The 17376-nt window shown below is 52.8% G+C and carries 12 protein-coding genes and 2 rRNA genes; 5 read left to right on the top strand and 9 right to left on the bottom strand.

Annotation, left to right across the window (positions count from 1 at the left end):
* The first annotated feature begins 70 nt into the window (after positions 1–70).
* The 5 genes from ABD851_RS10095 (at position 71) to tkt (ending at position 6520) form a co-directional block, all read left to right on the top strand.
* The gene (locus tag ABD851_RS10095; RefSeq protein WP_344978782.1) at positions 71–1342 is read left to right on the top strand and encodes a porin family protein; all 1272 of its coding nucleotides are present in this window, start codon (positions 71–73) and stop codon (positions 1340–1342) included.
* A gap of 4 nt (positions 1343–1346) precedes the next feature.
* Positions 1347–1787 carry a QcrA and Rieske domain-containing protein gene (locus tag ABD851_RS10090; RefSeq protein WP_344978780.1) on the top strand — a complete coding sequence of 147 codons (441 nt, stop codon included), beginning with the start codon at positions 1347–1349 and terminating at the stop codon, positions 1785–1787.
* Positions 1784–2902, top strand: coding sequence for an imelysin family protein (locus ABD851_RS10085; protein WP_344978778.1), 1119 nt, complete (start codon positions 1784–1786; stop codon positions 2900–2902). The genes ABD851_RS10090 and ABD851_RS10085 overlap by 4 nt, the downstream gene beginning before the upstream one ends.
* A 40-nt stretch (positions 2903–2942) precedes the next feature.
* Positions 2943–4316, top strand: coding sequence for a di-heme oxidoreductase family protein (locus ABD851_RS10080; protein ID WP_344978776.1), 1374 nt, complete (start codon positions 2943–2945; stop codon positions 4314–4316).
* Positions 4317–4510: 194 nt separating this feature from the next.
* Positions 4511–6520: a transketolase gene (tkt, locus tag ABD851_RS10075; protein WP_344978774.1), complete on the top strand. Its 2010-nt coding sequence runs from the start codon at positions 4511–4513 to the stop codon at positions 6518–6520.
* Positions 6521–6598: 78 nt separating this feature from the next.
* On the opposite strand, the gene ABD851_RS10070 is transcribed toward tkt, so the two are convergent.
* The 9 genes from ABD851_RS10070 to ABD851_RS10030 all read right to left on the bottom strand — a co-directional run bounded on the left by ABD851_RS10070 (position 6599) and on the right by ABD851_RS10030 (position 17327).
* Positions 6599–7705 (bottom strand): Fic family protein, encoded by a 1107-nt coding sequence (locus ABD851_RS10070; protein ID WP_344978772.1) that lies wholly within the window; start codon positions 7703–7705, stop codon positions 6599–6601.
* Positions 7706–7889: 184 nt separating this feature from the next.
* Positions 7890–8234, bottom strand: coding sequence for a DUF3024 domain-containing protein (locus ABD851_RS10065; protein ID WP_344978770.1), 345 nt, complete (start codon positions 8232–8234; stop codon positions 7890–7892).
* A 264-nt stretch (positions 8235–8498) separates the two neighbouring features.
* Positions 8499–9893, bottom strand: coding sequence for a tRNA uridine-5-carboxymethylaminomethyl(34) synthesis GTPase MnmE (gene mnmE, locus ABD851_RS10060; protein ID WP_344978768.1), 1395 nt, complete (start codon positions 9891–9893; stop codon positions 8499–8501).
* A 100-nt stretch (positions 9894–9993) separates the two neighbouring features.
* On the bottom strand, positions 9994–10815 hold the full coding sequence (locus ABD851_RS10055) for an energy transducer TonB (protein ID WP_344978766.1): 822 nt from the start codon (positions 10813–10815) through the stop codon (positions 9994–9996).
* Between the two features lie 60 nt (positions 10816–10875).
* Positions 10876–11469, bottom strand: a complete 594-nt coding sequence (locus ABD851_RS10050) for an ExbD/TolR family protein (RefSeq protein WP_344978764.1) — start codon at positions 11467–11469, stop codon at positions 10876–10878.
* 54 nt (positions 11470–11523) lie between these two features.
* Entirely contained in the window at positions 11524–12219 is a 696-nt protein-coding gene (locus tag ABD851_RS10045; protein WP_344978762.1) for an ExbD/TolR family protein, read from the bottom strand.
* A gap of 126 nt (positions 12220–12345) precedes the next feature.
* The gene (locus ABD851_RS10040; RefSeq protein ID WP_344978760.1) at positions 12346–13200 is read right to left on the bottom strand and encodes a MotA/TolQ/ExbB proton channel family protein; all 855 of its coding nucleotides are present in this window, start codon (positions 13198–13200) and stop codon (positions 12346–12348) included.
* A gap of 950 nt (positions 13201–14150) precedes the next feature.
* Positions 14151–14262: ribosomal RNA gene (gene rrf, locus ABD851_RS10035) — 5S ribosomal RNA — on the bottom strand.
* 157 nt (positions 14263–14419) lie between these two features.
* Positions 14420–17327: ribosomal RNA gene (locus ABD851_RS10030) — 23S ribosomal RNA — on the bottom strand.
* Positions 17328–17376: the final 49 nt, after the last annotated feature.

The following is a 17376-nucleotide window of genomic DNA, read 5'->3' as shown; positions in this document are numbered from 1 at the left end:
TATCCCGTAAACTGTCCCACAGGCCATTGCGGTAGATTTGCCTCCCTATATTAATAAGCGGAATTTTCAGATGCTAAAAAAATTACTCTTGGGCGGTGTGCTATCGGGTCTACCGCTATTTCTCTTCGCACAACAAACTGAGCAGAAGCACCAGCCACACCAGACTCCTGCGCAGCAGATGATATCGGGAACCGGAGAAGATCTGCTGACCAGCGGGAACGCGGGAGAGGCCAGAACGGTGATCTCCGGCTACGGCGACCTTTCTTATCAGCGCGATTTTAATTTCAAAACCTCTACACTGAATCTTAATCGTGCCGTATTGTTTGTCGGACATCAGTTCAATAACAAGATCGCTTTCTTTTCAGAGCTTGAAGTCGAGAATGCCAAAGTGGAAGGCGGGAAGCTGCAGGGAGAAATAGGCATGGAGCAGGCCTACCTCAAATTCAGCCTCAACCCCCGTCAATACCTGGTGGCCGGGTTATTTCTTCCCCGTATCGGACTGCTGAACGAAAACCACCTTCCGATTAACTTTAACGGCGTGGAAAGGCCCCTGGTGGAACAGCTGGTTATTCCCGCTACCTGGCGGGAAATCGGCATAGGCTTTTATGGGCAGATGAGCACCCTGCCCCTCGCCTATAGCGTAGCCATAATGAACGGCTTAAAATCCGCTGAGTTCACCCATGGAAACGGACTGGCAGACGGCAGGGCGGAAGGACAGATGGCCTCGGGCAATAACCTGGCTCTAAATGCCTCACTGCAATACTTTATCTCAGACTGGAAGTTCCAGGTATCCGGCTACGCCGGCGGCACGGTAGGACTTAGTCCGTTACAGGCAGACAGCCTGCAGCTGCCCTCGGGGATGTTCGGCGCCCCCGTCTATCTCGGGGAAGCCGACCTGCAGTATATGAAAAGCGGATTCTCTGCAAAGGCGCTGGGCACGGTGGTGTCCTACCCCGACGCCGGGAGCATCAACAAAGCTTATGCCTCCAACGTGCCAAAAACGATGTACGGGGCTTATGCGGAGCTGGGCTATAACCTGTTTGAGACTGCGAAAAGCGACCGTCTGAAAACACAGCAGCTGATCGTCTTTGCCCGCTATGAAAGACTGAACCTGAACGCACGCATACCCGCAAACGGCATCACCGACGGTACCGAAGACCAGTCGCATCTTATTGCCGGGCTCAGCTATCTGCCCATTCCCAATGTGGTCATCAAAGCCGATGCAAGGCTGATGCATACCGGTCCTCAAAATCCGGCGCTCATCATCAATCCCAATCCTGCTGCTCAGCCCTATCAGCAAAACAACGCTTTTTTAAATCTGGGCATAGGATATTCATTTTAAGATCATGCACAGAAGAAATTTTATAAAAACCTCCTGCACCGCCTGCATGGCTGCGGGATCCGGCTGGTTCCTGGGCAGCCTGCTGACATCCTGCGGCAGCACGGTCAGCGTGTTCAAAACCGCTGCCGTGAATAACAGGGTCAACATTCCGCTGAGCGATTTCGGTGAAAGTAATTTCAGGCTGATAAGGGTAAACAACTACAATTATGATATTGCCGTGCAAAAAACCGGGACAGGCAGCTACCGCGCCCTGGTAATGATGTGTACTCACGCCGGCAACCCGCTGACCAAAACGGGCAGCAACTTTTATTGCCCGCTCCACGGAAGCCAGTTTGATATGGCCGGACGGGTACAAAAAGGCCCGGCCGAAAAACCGTTGATTCACCTTAACACCCAACAAGACGATAAAAATCTATGGATCACTTTAAAACCTGCCGTTTTATGAAAAAGCCATGCTTACTTACCATAACGGGCTGCACTATACTGCTCTCCATTTTTAGCAGCTGCAGCAAATCCGACGACCCCAAGCCCGGAGACAATACCGATTTTGCAAAACTGGAAACCCAGGTGCTGGAAGACTTTGTCAACAAGGTTGCCCTCCCGCAATATGCCATGTTCAAAGACCGGTCCACCACCCTGAATAATGCGGTGAAAACCCTGATCGCCAGCCCAACCGAGGCCAATCTCGCAGCGGCCAGACAGGCCTGGAAAGATACCCGTACCACCTGGGAACAATGCGAGGGTTTCCTGCTGGGTCCTGTGGAAGACGATAACTACGATCCCTATATGGATACCTGGCCCGTCGATTACCAGCAGATGGATGAGCTGCTGGCCAGCAACCAGCCGCTCGACCTGGAGAGCATCGAGTCTGACTCCAGCGAAACCACGCTTTCCCTCCGCGGCTTTCATCCCCTGGAATACGTACTCTGGGGAAAAGGAGGAACGGGAACGGCCGCCGGCATTACCGCCCGGCAAAAGGAATATGCAGGCAGCCTCGCCCAGGATATCCTGAACAATACCACCAAGCTTTATAACAGCTGGCTTTCCGACGGGGGCAACTATGCCGCCAATATCCTGACGGCCGGAGCAGGCAGCCAGGTGTTTAAGACCAAGGAGGATGCGCTGGAATCTATCGCCAGCGTGCTGATCGATATCTGCTCCGAAGTGGGCGACAGCAAGATGGCCGAACCTTTTTCCAACGGCCAGGGACAGCCCGATTCCACTATTACGGAATCCCCTTTCAGCCACAATTCCTTTATCGATTTTCACAACAATATCGTAGGGGCAAGAAATGTCTATCTCGGCAAATATACAGAACAGGGAAAGGGCATCAGCGATCTGGTAAAAGCCAAGAATCTTTCGCTGGATAAAGACATCCAGAACCAGTTCAATACGGCTATCAATGCGCTGAACAGCTTTATCGAAAGCAACATCACCTTTGAGACAGCGGTCTATAAAAACCGTACCCAGGTGCAAAACGCGCTGGATGCCCTGCACAACCTGCAGACCACCCTGCACGAAAAACTGATCCCTTTTGTACAGCAATATGTAAAGGACTGAGCTACTGTTTCTAAACGTGTGTCGTATCTAAACCTCAGCGGTGAAAAAGATAAATATTGTCAGCGGTATCTTGCTGGTCATTTTCCTGGGCGTGCTGTGCCGCAAACCGCAGGCCTTTGACGATGAAAGCTTTGATCCCCGTCTCTCGGGCGGCGCAGCTACCGCTTTCAATATCACCTCCCAGGCCTTTGGGGAATGTATCGAAGGACTTTCACCCTGGGATCAGCTGATCCACGACAAGGGAGACGGGCTCTTTGAGCAGACGTTTGTATCTGCGCCGGCCCCCCTGTATCCGGGGCTCGGCCCGATCTTCAATAATGTATCCTGCGTCTCCTGCCATCACAACGACGGGATCGGCATACCTACGGCAGGGAAGCCCAACTCTTCCCTGCTTGTGCGCATAAGCCTGCCCGGTGAAGACGAACACGGAGGGCCGTTGCCGGTACCCGGCTTTGGCACACAGCTCCAGGATCAGGCCGTTTTCGGCGCCCAGCCCGAAGCGCGGGTAAACATTACCTATACCGAAGAGCCGTTCCGATTCCCCGACGGGGAAACCGTATCGCTGAGAAAACCACATTACCAGCTCAGCAATGCTTACCGGCCTCTCCCCGGGCATTATCTTTTGTCGCCCCGTCTGGCGCCCTATGTATTCGGAATCGGCCTGTTGGAGCTGATCCCCTCATCTACCGTGCTTTCCTTTGCCGACCCTGAGGACAAAAACGGCGACGGCATTCGCGGTCATCCCAATTATGTCTATGACCCCGTCAGCGGGCAGACCGTGCTCGGCCGTTTCGGTCTGAAGGCCAATACGCCTACCGTAGCCGCCCAGGTGGCCAGCGCTTTCCAGCAGGACATGGGGCTGAGTAACAAACTCTTCTCTTCCGAAAGTGCGTTGGGGCAATCGCAGGACGACAAGCGACCGGATGATCCGGAGCTGCCGGACAGCATCCTGAATGCCATGGTGTTCTATATCCAGACGCTGGCGGTTCCCGCCCGGCGTAACGTCACCGATCCTGTGGTAAAAAAGGGCGAAGCGCTGTTCGAACAGCTGCAGTGCAGCAGTTGCCATATCCCCACCCTGTATACCGGCGTCAACGTGAACCTTCCTACCCTCAGCCATCAGCGCATACATCCCTACACCGACCTGCTGCTTCACGACATGGGTCCCGGATTGGCCGACGGCCGTCCGGATTACCAGGCTACCGGTTCGGAATGGCGAACCTCTCCGCTATGGGGGATAGGTATGGTAGCCAGAGTAAACGGCACTCCCTATTACCTGCACGATGGCAGGGCCCGCACTCTCACTGAAGCTATTCTCTGGCACGGGGGAGAGGCGGAGCAGTCCCGGGAAAATTTTGTCCAGCTCCGGAAGAGCGACCGCGATGCGCTGCTCAGCTTCTTAAATTCACTGTAAAGGACCTTCTTCCCGGTATTATACGCATACCCGGCCCTCACCGGGGAAATATGTCCCCAATCTACCGGCCTTTGCCCCCCAGCGCCACATGGAACAAATTTTGCGCCCCTATACCGGCAGTCTTAGCTGGATGACTACCAATCAATAACTATTGACCATCGACTACCGACCATTGACCGATCAAATCCCGCCTTATGAAAGACATGACCCTCGATGAGAAATGCATCAACACCATCCGCTGCCTGGCTATGGATGCCGTGCAAAAAGCCAATTCAGGACACCCGGGCACGCCGATGGCCCTCGCGCCCGCCGCCTATACCTTATGGATGCAACACCTGCGCTTCAACCCCAAAAACCCGAAATGGCTGAACCGGGACCGCTTTGTGCTTTCTAACGGGCACGCCTCGATGCTGCAGTATGCCGTGCTTTTCCTGACCGGTTACGGCATTACGCTGGAGGACCTGAAGAATTTCCGGCAATGGGGCAGCAAAACGGCCGGTCATCCCGAATACGATCTCACCCCCGGGGTGGACACCACTACCGGCCCGCTCGGGCAGGGCATCATGACGGCAGTAGGCATGGCCATGGCCGAAGCCCATCTGGCCGCCCGCTTTAACCGGGAAGAAAAGATCATCGATCACCATACCTACGTATTCTGCAGCGACGGCGACCTCATGGAGGGGGCTTCGCATGAGGCCGGCTCCGTAGCGGGACATTTCGGCCTGGGCAAGCTGATCTGCCTGTACGACAATAACCATATCAGCATCGAAGGCAATACCTCCCTCACCTATTCGGACGACGTGGCCCGGCGTTTCGAAGCGTATCACTGGCATGTGCAGGACCTGGGGGAAAAGGCAAACGACATCGTGGCGCTGTCTGCCGCTTTTCAGGCGGCCAAGGAAGCCAGCGACCGGCCGTCCATGATCATCCTGCGCTCCCATATCGGCTATGGCGCTCCGCATAAACAGGATACGCCCGAAGCCCACGGATCGCCCCTCGGGGAAGACGAGGTAAAGGCGGCCAAGGCCTTTTACGGCTGGCCCGAAGATGAAAAGTTTCTGGTACCGGAGGATGTAAAAAAGCATATGGGGCAGGCGGTGAAGCGGGGCGAACAATGGGAGAAAGACTGGAACCAAACGCTGGAGCAATATAGGCAGCAGCATCCCGATCTGGCCCGGGAGCTGGACCAGTGTATCCGCCATACCCTGCCGGAAGGGTGGAACAAAGACCTGCCTGATTACCGGCCGGACGACGGGCCGAAGGCTACGCGGCAGGTCAGCTCCGACTTCCTGAATGCGGTGGCGGAGCGTCTGCCCTGGCTGCTCGGCGGCAGCGGAGACCTGGAGCCTTCCACGCTTACGATGATCAAATCTTCAAAATACTTTGCCAAGGGGGCTTATGAAAACCGGAATATCGCCTGGGGCGTCCGGGAGCATATGATGTGCGCAGCCAGCTCCGGGCTGCTGCTGCATGGTGGCCTCCGCTCCTATGCCGCCACCTTTTTCATTTTTAGCGATTATGCCCGCCCTGCCATCCGTCTGGCCTGCATCATGGACCTGCCGGTCATCTACGTCATGACCCACGACTCTATCGGGCTGGGGGAAGACGGTACCACCCACCAGCCGGTGGAGCACCTTGCCTCCTTCAGGGCCATGCCGCATATGTGTCTCATCCGGCCGGCGGATGCCAACGAAGCCGTATATGCCTGGCAATGTGCCCTCGAAAGAACGGAGGGGCCTACCATGCTGGTGCTGACCCGGCAGAAACTGCCCGTCTTCGACCGGGAAAAGCTGGCCGCCGCCGAAGGTGTTTTAAAGGGAGCTTACGTGCTGTCCCCGGAGCAGGGAGCGGAGCCGGATATCCTGCTGATCGCTACAGGGTCGGAAGTACAGCTGATCCTCAAAGCCCAGGAAATGCTGCAGCAGGAAGGCATCCATGCACGGGTAATCAGCATGCCGAGCTGGGAGCTGTTCCGGAAACAATCCTCCGCCTACCGCGAAGTAGTATTACCGGCTTCCTGCAAAAAACGTCTGGCCGTAGAGGCCGGCGCTACACAGGGCTGGGAGGAATGGACCGGCGAAGAAGGGGCCGTTATCGGCATCTCAAAATTCGGCTCGAGCGCCCCTGCAAAGGAGTTGTTCAAGCACTACGGTTTTACGGCCGAACACGTGGTCAGCGAAACCAGAAAAATGCTGGGGACCTGATATCCGGCCGATGCAAAATGTAGTTTGTATTGATTGATAACTATTTATGAGGAATAGGTACAAGTAAAAGCCAAATAACTATGGCAGGTTCAACTGATACCGCACAGAACGCCCCGCTCCTTCCTGAACCAATACGCCCGATTCGTGCAATTGCTGCAAATCGCGCGTAGCAGTCGCTTTGGAAACCTTGGTAATGCCCATGTATTTCCTGGCCGTCATTCCCCCTTCGAAGCCCTCAACTCCCTTGTCCAGCATTTTGTTGATCGCCTTCAATTGCCGTTCTTCAATCCGGTTTTTATAACGGTCATAAAACTGCGCTTTCTTCAACGTAAACAGTATCATGGCTTTGGCATCACGCTGTGCAGTCAAAACCACGTTAGCAAAATAAACCATCCATGCGGTAATGTCCAACGCGCGTTGTGCTTCTTTCAATGCATCGTAGTACGCTTTCTTGTTGGCCTCAATGGTTTTGGAAAGGCTCAGCATGATGGGACGTCCAAGCGACTGCGATAGTGCTTTCTCCGCTATCGACCGTCCGATGCGGCCGTTGCCGTCTTCAAACGGATGGATGGATTCGAAATACAGGTGAGCGATTGCCGACTTCAGTATAGCCTCGGGCACCTGCCCTTTTAGTGGAAAGGTTGCTGAATTGTACCACCCGACAAAGCGTTCCATTTCCTCCGGTACCCGTGTCGATGGCGGTGCTTCGTAATGGACGATTTCCCGTCCATAAGCACCGGAAATCACCTGCATGGAAGCATCCCCCAGCCGCCACTCGCCCGGATTGACACGACTTGCATTGGCAAAGAGTAAGCGGTGCCAAGCTTTTAGCATATCCAGTGTCAGCAGTTCCTGAAAGCCTTTCCTTACTGCCACCATCAATTGCGCCACGCCCGATGCCCGTTGATCTTTAACGTAAACAGGCATATCGTTTAACCCCAAGTTATTCCGGATGGAAGACTTCACGTCCTCGCGGCTTAGATACTCTCCCTCTATTTCAGAGGTTTTCACCGCTTCGGAAAGCATGAGCTGGAGCAGTGTCTCTTGCTTGAGCGTATCCGGCAACCCTTGAATAAGGCCATTAACTTCCCCTGTTTCCTGGGCAAATGCAAGAATAGACGGTTGAACTTCCGCGACGTCGTAAGTAAAGTCAGGCCATCCTTTTAGTTGCCAATTATATACCATGAGCCGATTATACCTCTTAATTGGCTCAAATATAGGCAAAAAATGAGCCGATTTCAAGTTTTATTCGGCTCATTAATCAATCTTTCAAAATATTATTTTTTAAGCTGCCTAAGTTACCATTTCAATTGCGAACGCATTGGGTTCACAATCGGGAGGGCACTGGGTTCCAGTTCGTCCTTTCCCGTTATCCAAAAAAACAACCGTAAGCGTCATTTTTAATTTCAGTCAACAATTCATACACATCAGTACTCTCCGGTTGCGGCTCATAGGCTTCCCATTTTCCAGATCCACGCATCCAATAGAGTTTCCATATTCTGGCAGATTTAACAAAACGAAGCTTAGCAAATGGTAGCTCTAAGATTTTCGTTGGATCATTCCATTGTGGACGAATTTCAAACAATAAAGCACTTTGTCCATCCCAGGAATAACCAAAATCCAATTGCTTACGGATTTCTTCGTCTGTCGGCCGTAACGATTCAATAAAGCTTCTAAATTGAACTTCGATCATCGAAATAAGTGGTTTCTCCATGCTCACGCTGTTTAACCCGTGTTTATATCTTCCGTCATCCGCTTTCCCAATGCTGTCAATACATAACGTTGCTTGCTGTTTTTTGACAAGCCTTTGAAATGATCGCATTGCAAGCTTCCGTATTTAGGTATATCCTTTTTACCATCGGGAAATCTGCAAACTGATGTAATCCGAATATATAAGCCCTTTGAAAACCTGTTCTTCAGCACTCCGCTTTTGACCTAATTGTTGACATGCCTGATCGGGATGTATAATGTTTCCACACTATTTCCCGATACAGAACTGGCTGAAGATATAGTCCAGCACATTTTCGTGGGTCACTACACCGGTGATCTCCCCAAGAAAATGCAGACAGCGGCGGATATCGGGGGTTAGCAGATCAGCGGAAATATGCGCATCCAGTCCCTCGCGCACCGCAGTAAGGGATGCCAGCGCTTCCCGTAGGGCGGCCAGATGCCTCGTATTGGTAAGGATGGTATCTTCGGGCTGTATCTCTCCCCCGGTTACCGCCTTATACAGCGCATCTTTGAGCTGCCGGATGTTTTCCTGCGCTTTTGCCGAGATCAGGAGCGTCTTTCCGGCGCCTGCGAGCTTCCCTGCCGCTTCCGCTCCGCCGGGAAGATCCGTTTTATTGCCGATCAGCAGGTACCGGATATTTTCCTTTTCAAGCGCGCTCCGGCGTTCGTCCATCCATTGCGGCGTGGCGCCGGTAACATCAAACAGGTAGAGCACCAGATCTGCGCTGCGCATCTTTTCGAGGCTCTTTCCCATCCCGATCTGTTCGATGGTATCGGTGGTATGCTCGCGGATACCAGCGGTATCGATCAGCCGGAAAAGCACACCGTTGATGTTGAGACTTTCTTCTATGGTATCCCGGGTGGTACCGGCCGTCTCGCTGACGATAGCCCGCTCTTCGTTGAGCAGGGCGTTCAGCAGCGTGGATTTGCCGGCGTTTGGCGGCCCTACGATGGCCACGCTCACGCCCTGTTTGACCACATTTCCCAGGCGGAAGGAGTCGATAAGCTGCTGTACTTCCCCGATGGCGCTGTCTACCAGCGCATAGAGACGGCTTCTGTCGGCGAACTCCACATCCTCCTCGCTGAAATCAAGCTCCAGCTCGATGAGGGCGGCAAACTGGATCAGCTGGGCGCGGAGCGCTTCAAGCTTTCGGGAAAAACCGCCGCGCAGGTTATGCAGGGCGGAGCGCTGGGCCGCCGCCGAGCGGGATGCGATGAGATCGGCTACTGCTTCCGCCTGGGCCAGGTCCAGCTTTCCGTTCAGGAAGGCGCGGCGGGTAAACTCGCCGGGCTCTGCCAGCCGGGCGCCCTGCCGGAGACACAGCTGCAGGATCTGCTCCAGTATATAGGGGGAGCCGTGCCCGGAGATCTCGGCAATGGGTTCGCCGGTATAGGAATGCGGGGCTTTGTAGATGCCGACCACTACTTCGTCCACGATCCGCAAGCCGTCGCGGAGGGTACCGTAGTGCAGGGTATGGGAGGGCTGCAGCTCCAGCTCAGCAGGGCCGAAGATGCCGCCGGCCATGCTGATGGCGGCCGGGCCGCTCAGGCGGATCATGCCGATGGCGCTGAGGCCCGGCGGGGTAGCCAGGGCCACGATGGTATCGTTGACCGGTCCGGGAAAGATACTGTTCTCAGTCATAGGTCAGCCATTGATGCGGGCGGCAGGTCAAAAACAAAGTTCCCCGTCTGGCTGACGGGGAACTTTGTATGTTGAATACGTTATCTGCTTTTCGGGAAGGTTACTGCAGCATGAAGCGTACAGGCAGACTGTACTGCACGGTTACCGCACGTCCGTTCTGCTTACCCGGCTTCCATTTGGGCATTCCCTTCACCACGCGGGTCGCTTCTTCTTCCAGGCCTCCGCCTTTGGCAGCGCCTACGGTCTTCACATTGCTGATGCTGCCGTCGGGTCCTACGATAAACTGTACGACTACGGTTCCCTGGATATTGTTCTCACGGGCCACCGCCGGATAGCGGATGTGGTCGCGAAGGTATTTCATCAGGGCTTCATCGCCGCCGGGGAAAGAAGGCATCTGTTCCACGAAGGTAAACACCTTGTTCTCCTGGGGGGCGGCAGCTACCACGCCGCTTCCTTTATCCGGTACCAGACCGGGATCGATACCGTTGGGATCGCCGGCCAGGTTTTTGGTGCCGATGGCCTTGTCCTGGATCTTATCCAGATCCGGGGGCTGCTCTTCGGGCTTCACCTCTTCGTCTTTCACCACTTTCGGAGGGGTAAACTGCACCTGGGGCTTGATCTTGGGCGGTTCCGGAGCAGGGGGCGGAGGAGGCGGGGGCGGGGGCTTGTTGGCATCCAGATCCACGTTCTCCAGCTTCACATCCTTGGTGACGGGCTTTTCCACCTTTTTCTCAAACTTGGCAAAGTATGCGCTGGCTGCATAGGCGCCGATCAGCAGCACACAGAGGATCACCATCAGGATGAGTGCGTTTCTCAAACGACGTGAGAAGTTCCGCCTGAGCTCATAGGCGCCGTAATCCTTGTTCCTGTGTTCAAACAGGATGTCCAGAAAATCGGCTCCCAGATATCTATTTGCTTCCATGGTTTCTTTTTTATAAAAGGATGCAGCAAATCATAAATTCCATACTACACCCGTTGGGGGTTACTGGGCGGCGTTGGCATTGGCCTGCGGCTGTCCCTGTTCCTTGATATCGATCAGCTTTTTGTCGTTATCGGAAATATCCACCAACGCGTATTTTTTTACACTGTAGATATTCATATCGTCCAGCAGGGTCACCACGTTGTTGTAGGATGAACTGTCTGTCGGTTTGATGATGACGATCATGCTGTCCCGGCCGCCGGAGTTCTGGATCACGCTTTTCCATTTGTCCGAGATCACCTTTCCGATACCGCTTTGCAGGTCGTAGGTGGACGGCTTCAGCAGGTTGACGGGATCTTTGGAAACATTTTCGCCGGTCCCCTCATAGTAGTATATCTTGTTCTTTTCTCCTACCAGAATGGTCAGGGCCTGGCTTTCCTTTACCTTATTCTGCTCTTCGGGGTTGTCCACGTCCTTGGGGAGGAACAGGTCCATCGTTTTGGGACGTTGCAACGTGGTGGTGAGCATGAAGAAGGTGATGAGCAGGAAGGCCACGTCGCACATCGGCGTCATATCCACCCGGGTGGACAGTTTCTTACTCCGGGTACTTTTGTGCCGTTTCCCACCGGAGGATTGCGCCAAATCTACATCTGCCATAACTTCAAAAGTTTAAAACGGTTTGCAATTTGAGTCGTCTGTCACCCGCTGTGACTATTGCGCTGCCCCTCCTGCGGGTGCTCCTCCTGCCGGTGCAGCTCCTTCGCTGCCGCCGCCTTTCTGGGCTTCCATCGCCGCCGGAGTTCCTGCGGGGGGCGCTTTCATATCCGTAATCAGGTGCAGCTTCATGTGGTTACCCAGCTTGAGCGTTTTCAGCACTTCGTTGACCTTGGGGAACTTGGTATCCACGTCGGCCTTGATACAAAACTGGGTGCTCTTGCCGGCATTGATGCTCACCGTATACTTGATCCACTGGGCCAGCTCGTTGTTGGCAGAGTCATACGGGATCCCGGGCTGCTGCGCCGCTTTCTGGTCGTCGATAGACATGGAAAGGAACTGCTTCAGCTGGGGAATCGGCACGCCGAAGGAAGAGTTCATGGAGAACTTCTTCATCTGTTCGTTGCTGAGGCCCAGGTTATACTGCTGGTTGATGGCCTGTATCAGCTTTACCCGCAGGTTCTGGTCATCCAGCCCGTAGAAGACCTGACCGTTCTTTCCTACGATGATCATGGCCACATCTTCTTCCGGCAGCAGCTTCTGCGAAATGGAAGTAGGCGTTACCACGGCCACCGGGTCTTCAGGTTTGAACTTGGTGGTCAGCATGAAGAAGGTCAGCAGCAGGAAAGCCACGTCGCACATCGGTGTCATATCCACAAGGGTACTTTTCCGGGCTATTTTTACTTTTGGCATCTTTGCTGATTTTGTTCGGTTTACGTACGGCGCGGATATTCATCCTTCCGTACATGAATAGAGATGCAAGGCATCGCGGATTCCACACATTTTTTTCAAAAAAGGAAAAAACGGGGCCGCTGCCGCTTATTTATAGTTGGCGGCGAAGCTCTGCGTCAGCGTATAACCGGTTTCATCAATACCATAGGTGATGCTGTCAATGTTGGTAGTGAAGAAGTTATACATGATAATCGCGATGAAGGAGGTACCGATACCGAGGGCGGTATTTACCAGGGCTTCAGCGATACCGAGGGCCAGTGCGGTTGAGTTGGATCCTCCGGAGTCGGACAGGGCCTTAAAGGCGCGGATCATCCCGAGCACCGTTCCGAACAGACCCAGCAGGGTAGCGCAGGAAGCGATGGTGGAGAGGAATACCAGATTCTTTTCGAGCATGGGCAGCTCCAGGGTGGTAGCCTCTTCGATCTCCTTCTGGATGTTCAGCACTTTCTGGTCGGTATCCAGGTCGGTGTTGGTAGTCATTTCTTTATACTTCCGCAGGCCGGCTTTCATGACATTACCCACGGAGCCGCGCTGTTTATCGCATTCTGCCAGGGCTGCATCCAGGTTTTTGTTGGCCAGGTGATACTGCACGCGGCGGATAAATTCGGTCGGTTTGATCTTACCTTTGGCTTTGCTGATGGTAAAGAATCTTTCGATCACGAAGGTCAGCACCAGCAGGAACAGGGTGATCAGGATCGGCACGATCCAGCCTCCGGTATACATGGTTCCGAAATAGTTCAGCGCATGTACGCCTTCACCTTCCTTGATACCGTTTGCAAAATTGGCAGGATTCCCTAACACGTAGATGAAGAACAGGAATGCCACAATAAGACAGATGGGTACGGCCAGTATAGCTATCGCGTTGCCGCCCCCCTTCTTGGTTGCACCTGCTTGCGGAGCGCTGGTTACCTTCGACGTCACAGTCGGTTTTGTTTCAGCCATGTTGATTGAATTTTAGTGTTAATTGAAATGAATTGTTTTTAATACGGTTTAAATTCTGACTGGTTTAAAACGGTTTAGGATTCGTGTAAGGTATTTTCACAAAGATATAGGTCTGATCAAAAAAAACAAGTTATCAAAAAAAAATCTTGAAAAGATAATGTATGTTACCGTTTTCACATACCGCACACCTCTTTCTCATTACCTTATACCAGCCTGTTGTAACTGTTCCGGCAAACGGTGATTACATCAAATTTTCAAGAAACGAATGCTGTTCAGAAGCGGACCCGGATAATAGTAACAAGGCTACGGCGCGGATTCCTGCTTATGCTCATTCACCCGGCACTTTTCCGGCCTATAACCGGGGCGCCCGCTGACACCTACGTCAGCCGCACAATTTAAGGAAATTTTTATAAGTGCCAAGTGTTTTTTTTAACAAACAGCAAAATTCAGGCCTGTTTTCTGCCGATTTCCTAAAGCAGCGGCCCGGATAACGGTTTTTCCGGACCGGGACGGCCATCCTGCGGTATAAACCGTTCCTCTTCCTGCCGGTCGAGACAGCTGTTTTCCGGCGCCGGCTTTTCCGGCTCCGGTTACATCCTTTTATTATTACGTATATTCGTAAGCGTTATTCCCCGTTAGCGTACCCGTCGGGGCGGGCACTAAGATAATGTTTCGAAAATTAAAAAAAATATTTAAAATGGAAAGAAAGAATATGATGGACGGACGGCGGATAGGCCGGATGAGGGGGAGTTTAGGGGTCTAAGGAGCAGGGCGGGAATGAGCGTTCCGACAGATGGATATGCAGGGCGACTGACTTTGCCGGGGCAGGGCGGGTTGGGATGGATGACCAACCTGCGGCAGGTATGCGATTTTACCGGAGCAGCAGGAGTTCGGATTGGCATTGGGGCAAAAAAAAACTCCGCAGTTACAAAACTGCGGAGTTCGAATAAATATGGCAGCTACCTACTCTCCCACATTGCTTTGTAGTACCATCGGCCATGAGGGGCTTAACTGCTCTGTTCGGAATGGGAAGAGGTGAACACCCTCGGTAAAACCACCATAAGAAGGTTAAAGGTTAAGGGTCAAGGGGCAAAGGGCAGGGAAGATTTCTTCCTTTTACCTTTCTCCTTTTGCCTTTTACCTCAATAAATTAACATATTGGATCAAAAGTTGCGAACCACCGGAGCGGTTCATTCCGCGTTCACACACGGAATAAAAAAATTTAAAGCGTACGGGCAATTAGTACTACTCGGCTTTGATGTCACCACCTTTACACCTGTAGCCTATCAACGTCATAGTCTCTGACGGCCCTTAAAAGGAAACTCATCTTGAGGAAGGTTTCACGCTTAGATGCTTTCAGCGTTTATCCTGTCCGTACATAGCTACTCAGCACTGCACCTGGCGGCACAACTGATACACCAGCGGTACGTACGACCCGGTCCTCTCGTACTAAGGTCATGTCCTCTCAATTTCCTTACGCCCACCACAGATAGGGACCGAACTGTCTTGCGACGTTCTGAACCCAGTTCACGTGCCACTTTAATGGGCGAACAGCCCAACCCTTGGGACCTTCTCCAGCCCCAGGATGTGACGAACCGACATCGAGGTGCCAAACCTCCCCGTCGATATGAGCTCTTGGGGGAGATCAGCCTGTTATCCCCGGAGTACCTTTTATCCTTTGAGCGATGGCCCTTCCATGCAGAACCACCGGATCACTTTAGCCTGCTTTCGCACCTGCTCGGCTGGTCAGCCTCACAGTCAAGCACCCTTATACTAATGCGCTCTACGTACGATTACCAACCGTACTGAGGGTACCTTTGCGAGCCTCCGTTACTTTTTAGGAGGCGACCACCCCAGTCAAACTACCCACCATGCAATGTCTCCCGCTTGCGCGGGGTTAGACTCTAAGCAAATGAAGGTTGGTATTTCAACGACGACTCCATGACTCCTGGCGAAGCCACTTCAAAGTCTCCCAACTATCCTACACATCATTTACTCAAAATCAATGCAAAGTTGTAGTGAAGGTTCACGGGGTCTTTCCGTCCCGTGGCGGGTAACCGGCATCTTCACCGATACTACAATTTCACCGGGCTCGTGGAGGAGACAGTATCCAACTCATTAGACCATTCGTGCAGGTCGGAACTTACCCGACAAGGAATTTCGCTACCTTAGGACCGTTATAGTTACGGCCGCCGTTTACCGGGGCTTCAGTCAGGAGCTTCTCCGCCGAAGCGGATAACACCCTTCCTTAACCTTCCGGCACCGGGCAGGTATCAGGCTCTATACGTCATCTTTCGATTTTGCAGGGCCCTGTGTTTTTGTTAAACAGTTGGTTGGATCATTTCACTGAGTCTCGCCAGAGGCGAGATGGCCTTATCCCGAAGTTACAGCCACAATTTGCCTAGTTCCTTCTCCACGGCTCACCCGAGCACCTGAGGATATTCTCCTCGGCTACCTGTGTCGGTTTGCGGTACGGGCTGCTTTAGCCACACCTTAGAGGTTTTTCTTGGAAGTCTGATTAGGGTCACTATCCGCGCTGCCGAAGCTTTGCGGTACTATCACGTTCAGCATCCCCGGCGGATTTGCCTACCAGGAATATACCTACACGCTTTAACGGGAACATCCGTTGCCCCGCGGACCTTTCACTCCTCCGTTACCCCATCGAAACTAAAGCAGGTACTGGAATATTAACCAGTTTTCCATCAGCTACGCCTTTCGGCTTTGCCTAAGGACCCGACTAACCCTGATCCGATTAACGTTGATCAGGAACCCTTAGCCTTACGGTGGTCCGGTTTTTCACCGGACTTATCGTTACTTATGCCTACATTTTCTTTTCCCAACACTCCAGCATGCCTCGCGACACACCTTCAACGCAGATGGGAATGCTCCCCTACCACGCTCCGCCAGAGGCGGAGCATCTATAGCTTCGGTAGTATGTTTGATGCCCGATTATTTTCCGTGCCCCAACCCTCGACTAGTGAGCTGTTACGCACTCTTTAAATGAATGGCTGCTTCCAAGCCAACATCCTAGCTGTCATAGGGTTGAAACTTCGTTTGATCAACTTAACATACGTTTAGGGACCTTAGCTGATAATCTGGGTTATTTCCCTCTCGGCCATGGACCTTAGCGCCCACAGCCTCACTCCCGGAGATATGTTATAGCATTCGGAGTTTATCAGGGTTTGGTAGGTTTTGACACCCCCTAGCCCAATTAGTAGCTCTACCTCTATAACACTTCATAATCCGAGGCTGTTCCTAAAAACATTTCGGGGAGAACGAGCTATCTCTCAGTTTGATTGGCCTTTCACCCCTATCCACAGGTCATCCCATAGCTTTTCAACGCTAACGGGTTCGGTCCTCCAGTTTGTGTTACCAAACCTTCAACCTGCCCATGGATAGATCACAAAGTTTCGCGTCTACCCCCACTGACTAAACGCCCTGTTCGGACTCGCTTTCGCTACGGCTCCGTTATTTCAGAACTTAACCTCGCCAGTGAGGAGTAACTCGTAGGCTCATTATGCAAAAGGCACGCCGTCACTCGTCCTGTCCGAAGACAGGATCTGCTCCGACCGCTTGTAGGCGTACGGTTTCAGGGACTATTTCACTCCCCTGTTCGGGGTGCTTTTCACCTTTCCCTTACGGTACTGGTTCACTATCGGTCTCTAAGGAGTATTTAGCCTTACCGGATGGTGCCGGCAGATTCACGCAGGATTTCTCCGGTCCCGCGCTACTCAGGATACCGCTCGTCCCCGACAATTTACACTTACAGGCCTGTCACCTTCTGTGGGGCTTCTTTCCAGAAGCTTCTGTTTGATGTCGGTTTCTAAATGCGGTCCTACAACCCTCAGGAAGCACGCTTCCTGAGTTTAGGCTGTTCCCATTTCGCTCGCCACTACTCTGGGAATCACTCTTGTTTTCTTTTCCTCCGGGTACTTAGATGTTTCAGTTCCCCGGGTTGGCCTCTGCCTTGCGGCAGATGACTGGCCTTCAGCCAGTCGGGTTGTCCTATTCGGAAATCTGCGGATATAATGCTCGTTTGCAGCTCCCCGCAGCTTATCGCAGCTTACCACGTCCTTCATCGCCTCTTAGAGCCAAGGCATCCACCATACGCCCTTATTTGCTTTAAAAAAGTTAAAATATTCGTTGCTCGATGATTACAACTTTTGATTACCCAAT

Source organism: Compostibacter hankyongensis (genome assembly GCF_039541075.1).
Lineage (GTDB): Bacteria > Bacteroidota > Bacteroidia > Chitinophagales > Chitinophagaceae > Compostibacter > Compostibacter hankyongensis.
Note: the sequence above shows the minus strand (reverse complement) of the source record. Positions and strands in the feature narration are given on the sequence as shown.

Bases quoted from the DNA above. Each gene is read 5' to 3' on its own strand.
- ABD851_RS10095 (WP_344978782.1), top strand. From the start codon at position 71: ATGCTAAAAAAATTACTCTTGGGCGGTGTGCTATCGGGTCTACCGCTA.
- ABD851_RS10090 (WP_344978780.1), top strand. From the start codon at position 1,347: ATGCACAGAAGAAATTTTATAAAAACCTCCTGCACCGCCTGCATGGCT.
- ABD851_RS10085 (WP_344978778.1), top strand. From the start codon at position 1,784: ATGAAAAAGCCATGCTTACTTACCATAACGGGCTGCACTATACTGCTC.
- tkt (WP_344978774.1), top strand. From the start codon at position 4,511: ATGAAAGACATGACCCTCGATGAGAAATGCATCAACACCATCCGCTGC.
- ABD851_RS10070 (WP_344978772.1), bottom strand. From the start codon at position 7,705: ATGGTATATAATTGGCAACTAAAAGGATGGCCTGACTTTACTTACGAC.
- ABD851_RS10065 (WP_344978770.1), bottom strand. From the start codon at position 8,234: ATGGAGAAACCACTTATTTCGATGATCGAAGTTCAATTTAGAAGCTTT.
- mnmE (WP_344978768.1), bottom strand. From the start codon at position 9,893: ATGACTGAGAACAGTATCTTTCCCGGACCGGTCAACGATACCATCGTG.
- ABD851_RS10055 (WP_344978766.1), bottom strand. From the start codon at position 10,815: ATGGAAGCAAATAGATATCTGGGAGCCGATTTTCTGGACATCCTGTTT.
- ABD851_RS10050 (WP_344978764.1), bottom strand. From the start codon at position 11,469: ATGGCAGATGTAGATTTGGCGCAATCCTCCGGTGGGAAACGGCACAAA.
- ABD851_RS10045 (WP_344978762.1), bottom strand. From the start codon at position 12,219: ATGCCAAAAGTAAAAATAGCCCGGAAAAGTACCCTTGTGGATATGACA.
- ABD851_RS10040 (WP_344978760.1), bottom strand. From the start codon at position 13,200: ATGGCTGAAACAAAACCGACTGTGACGTCGAAGGTAACCAGCGCTCCG.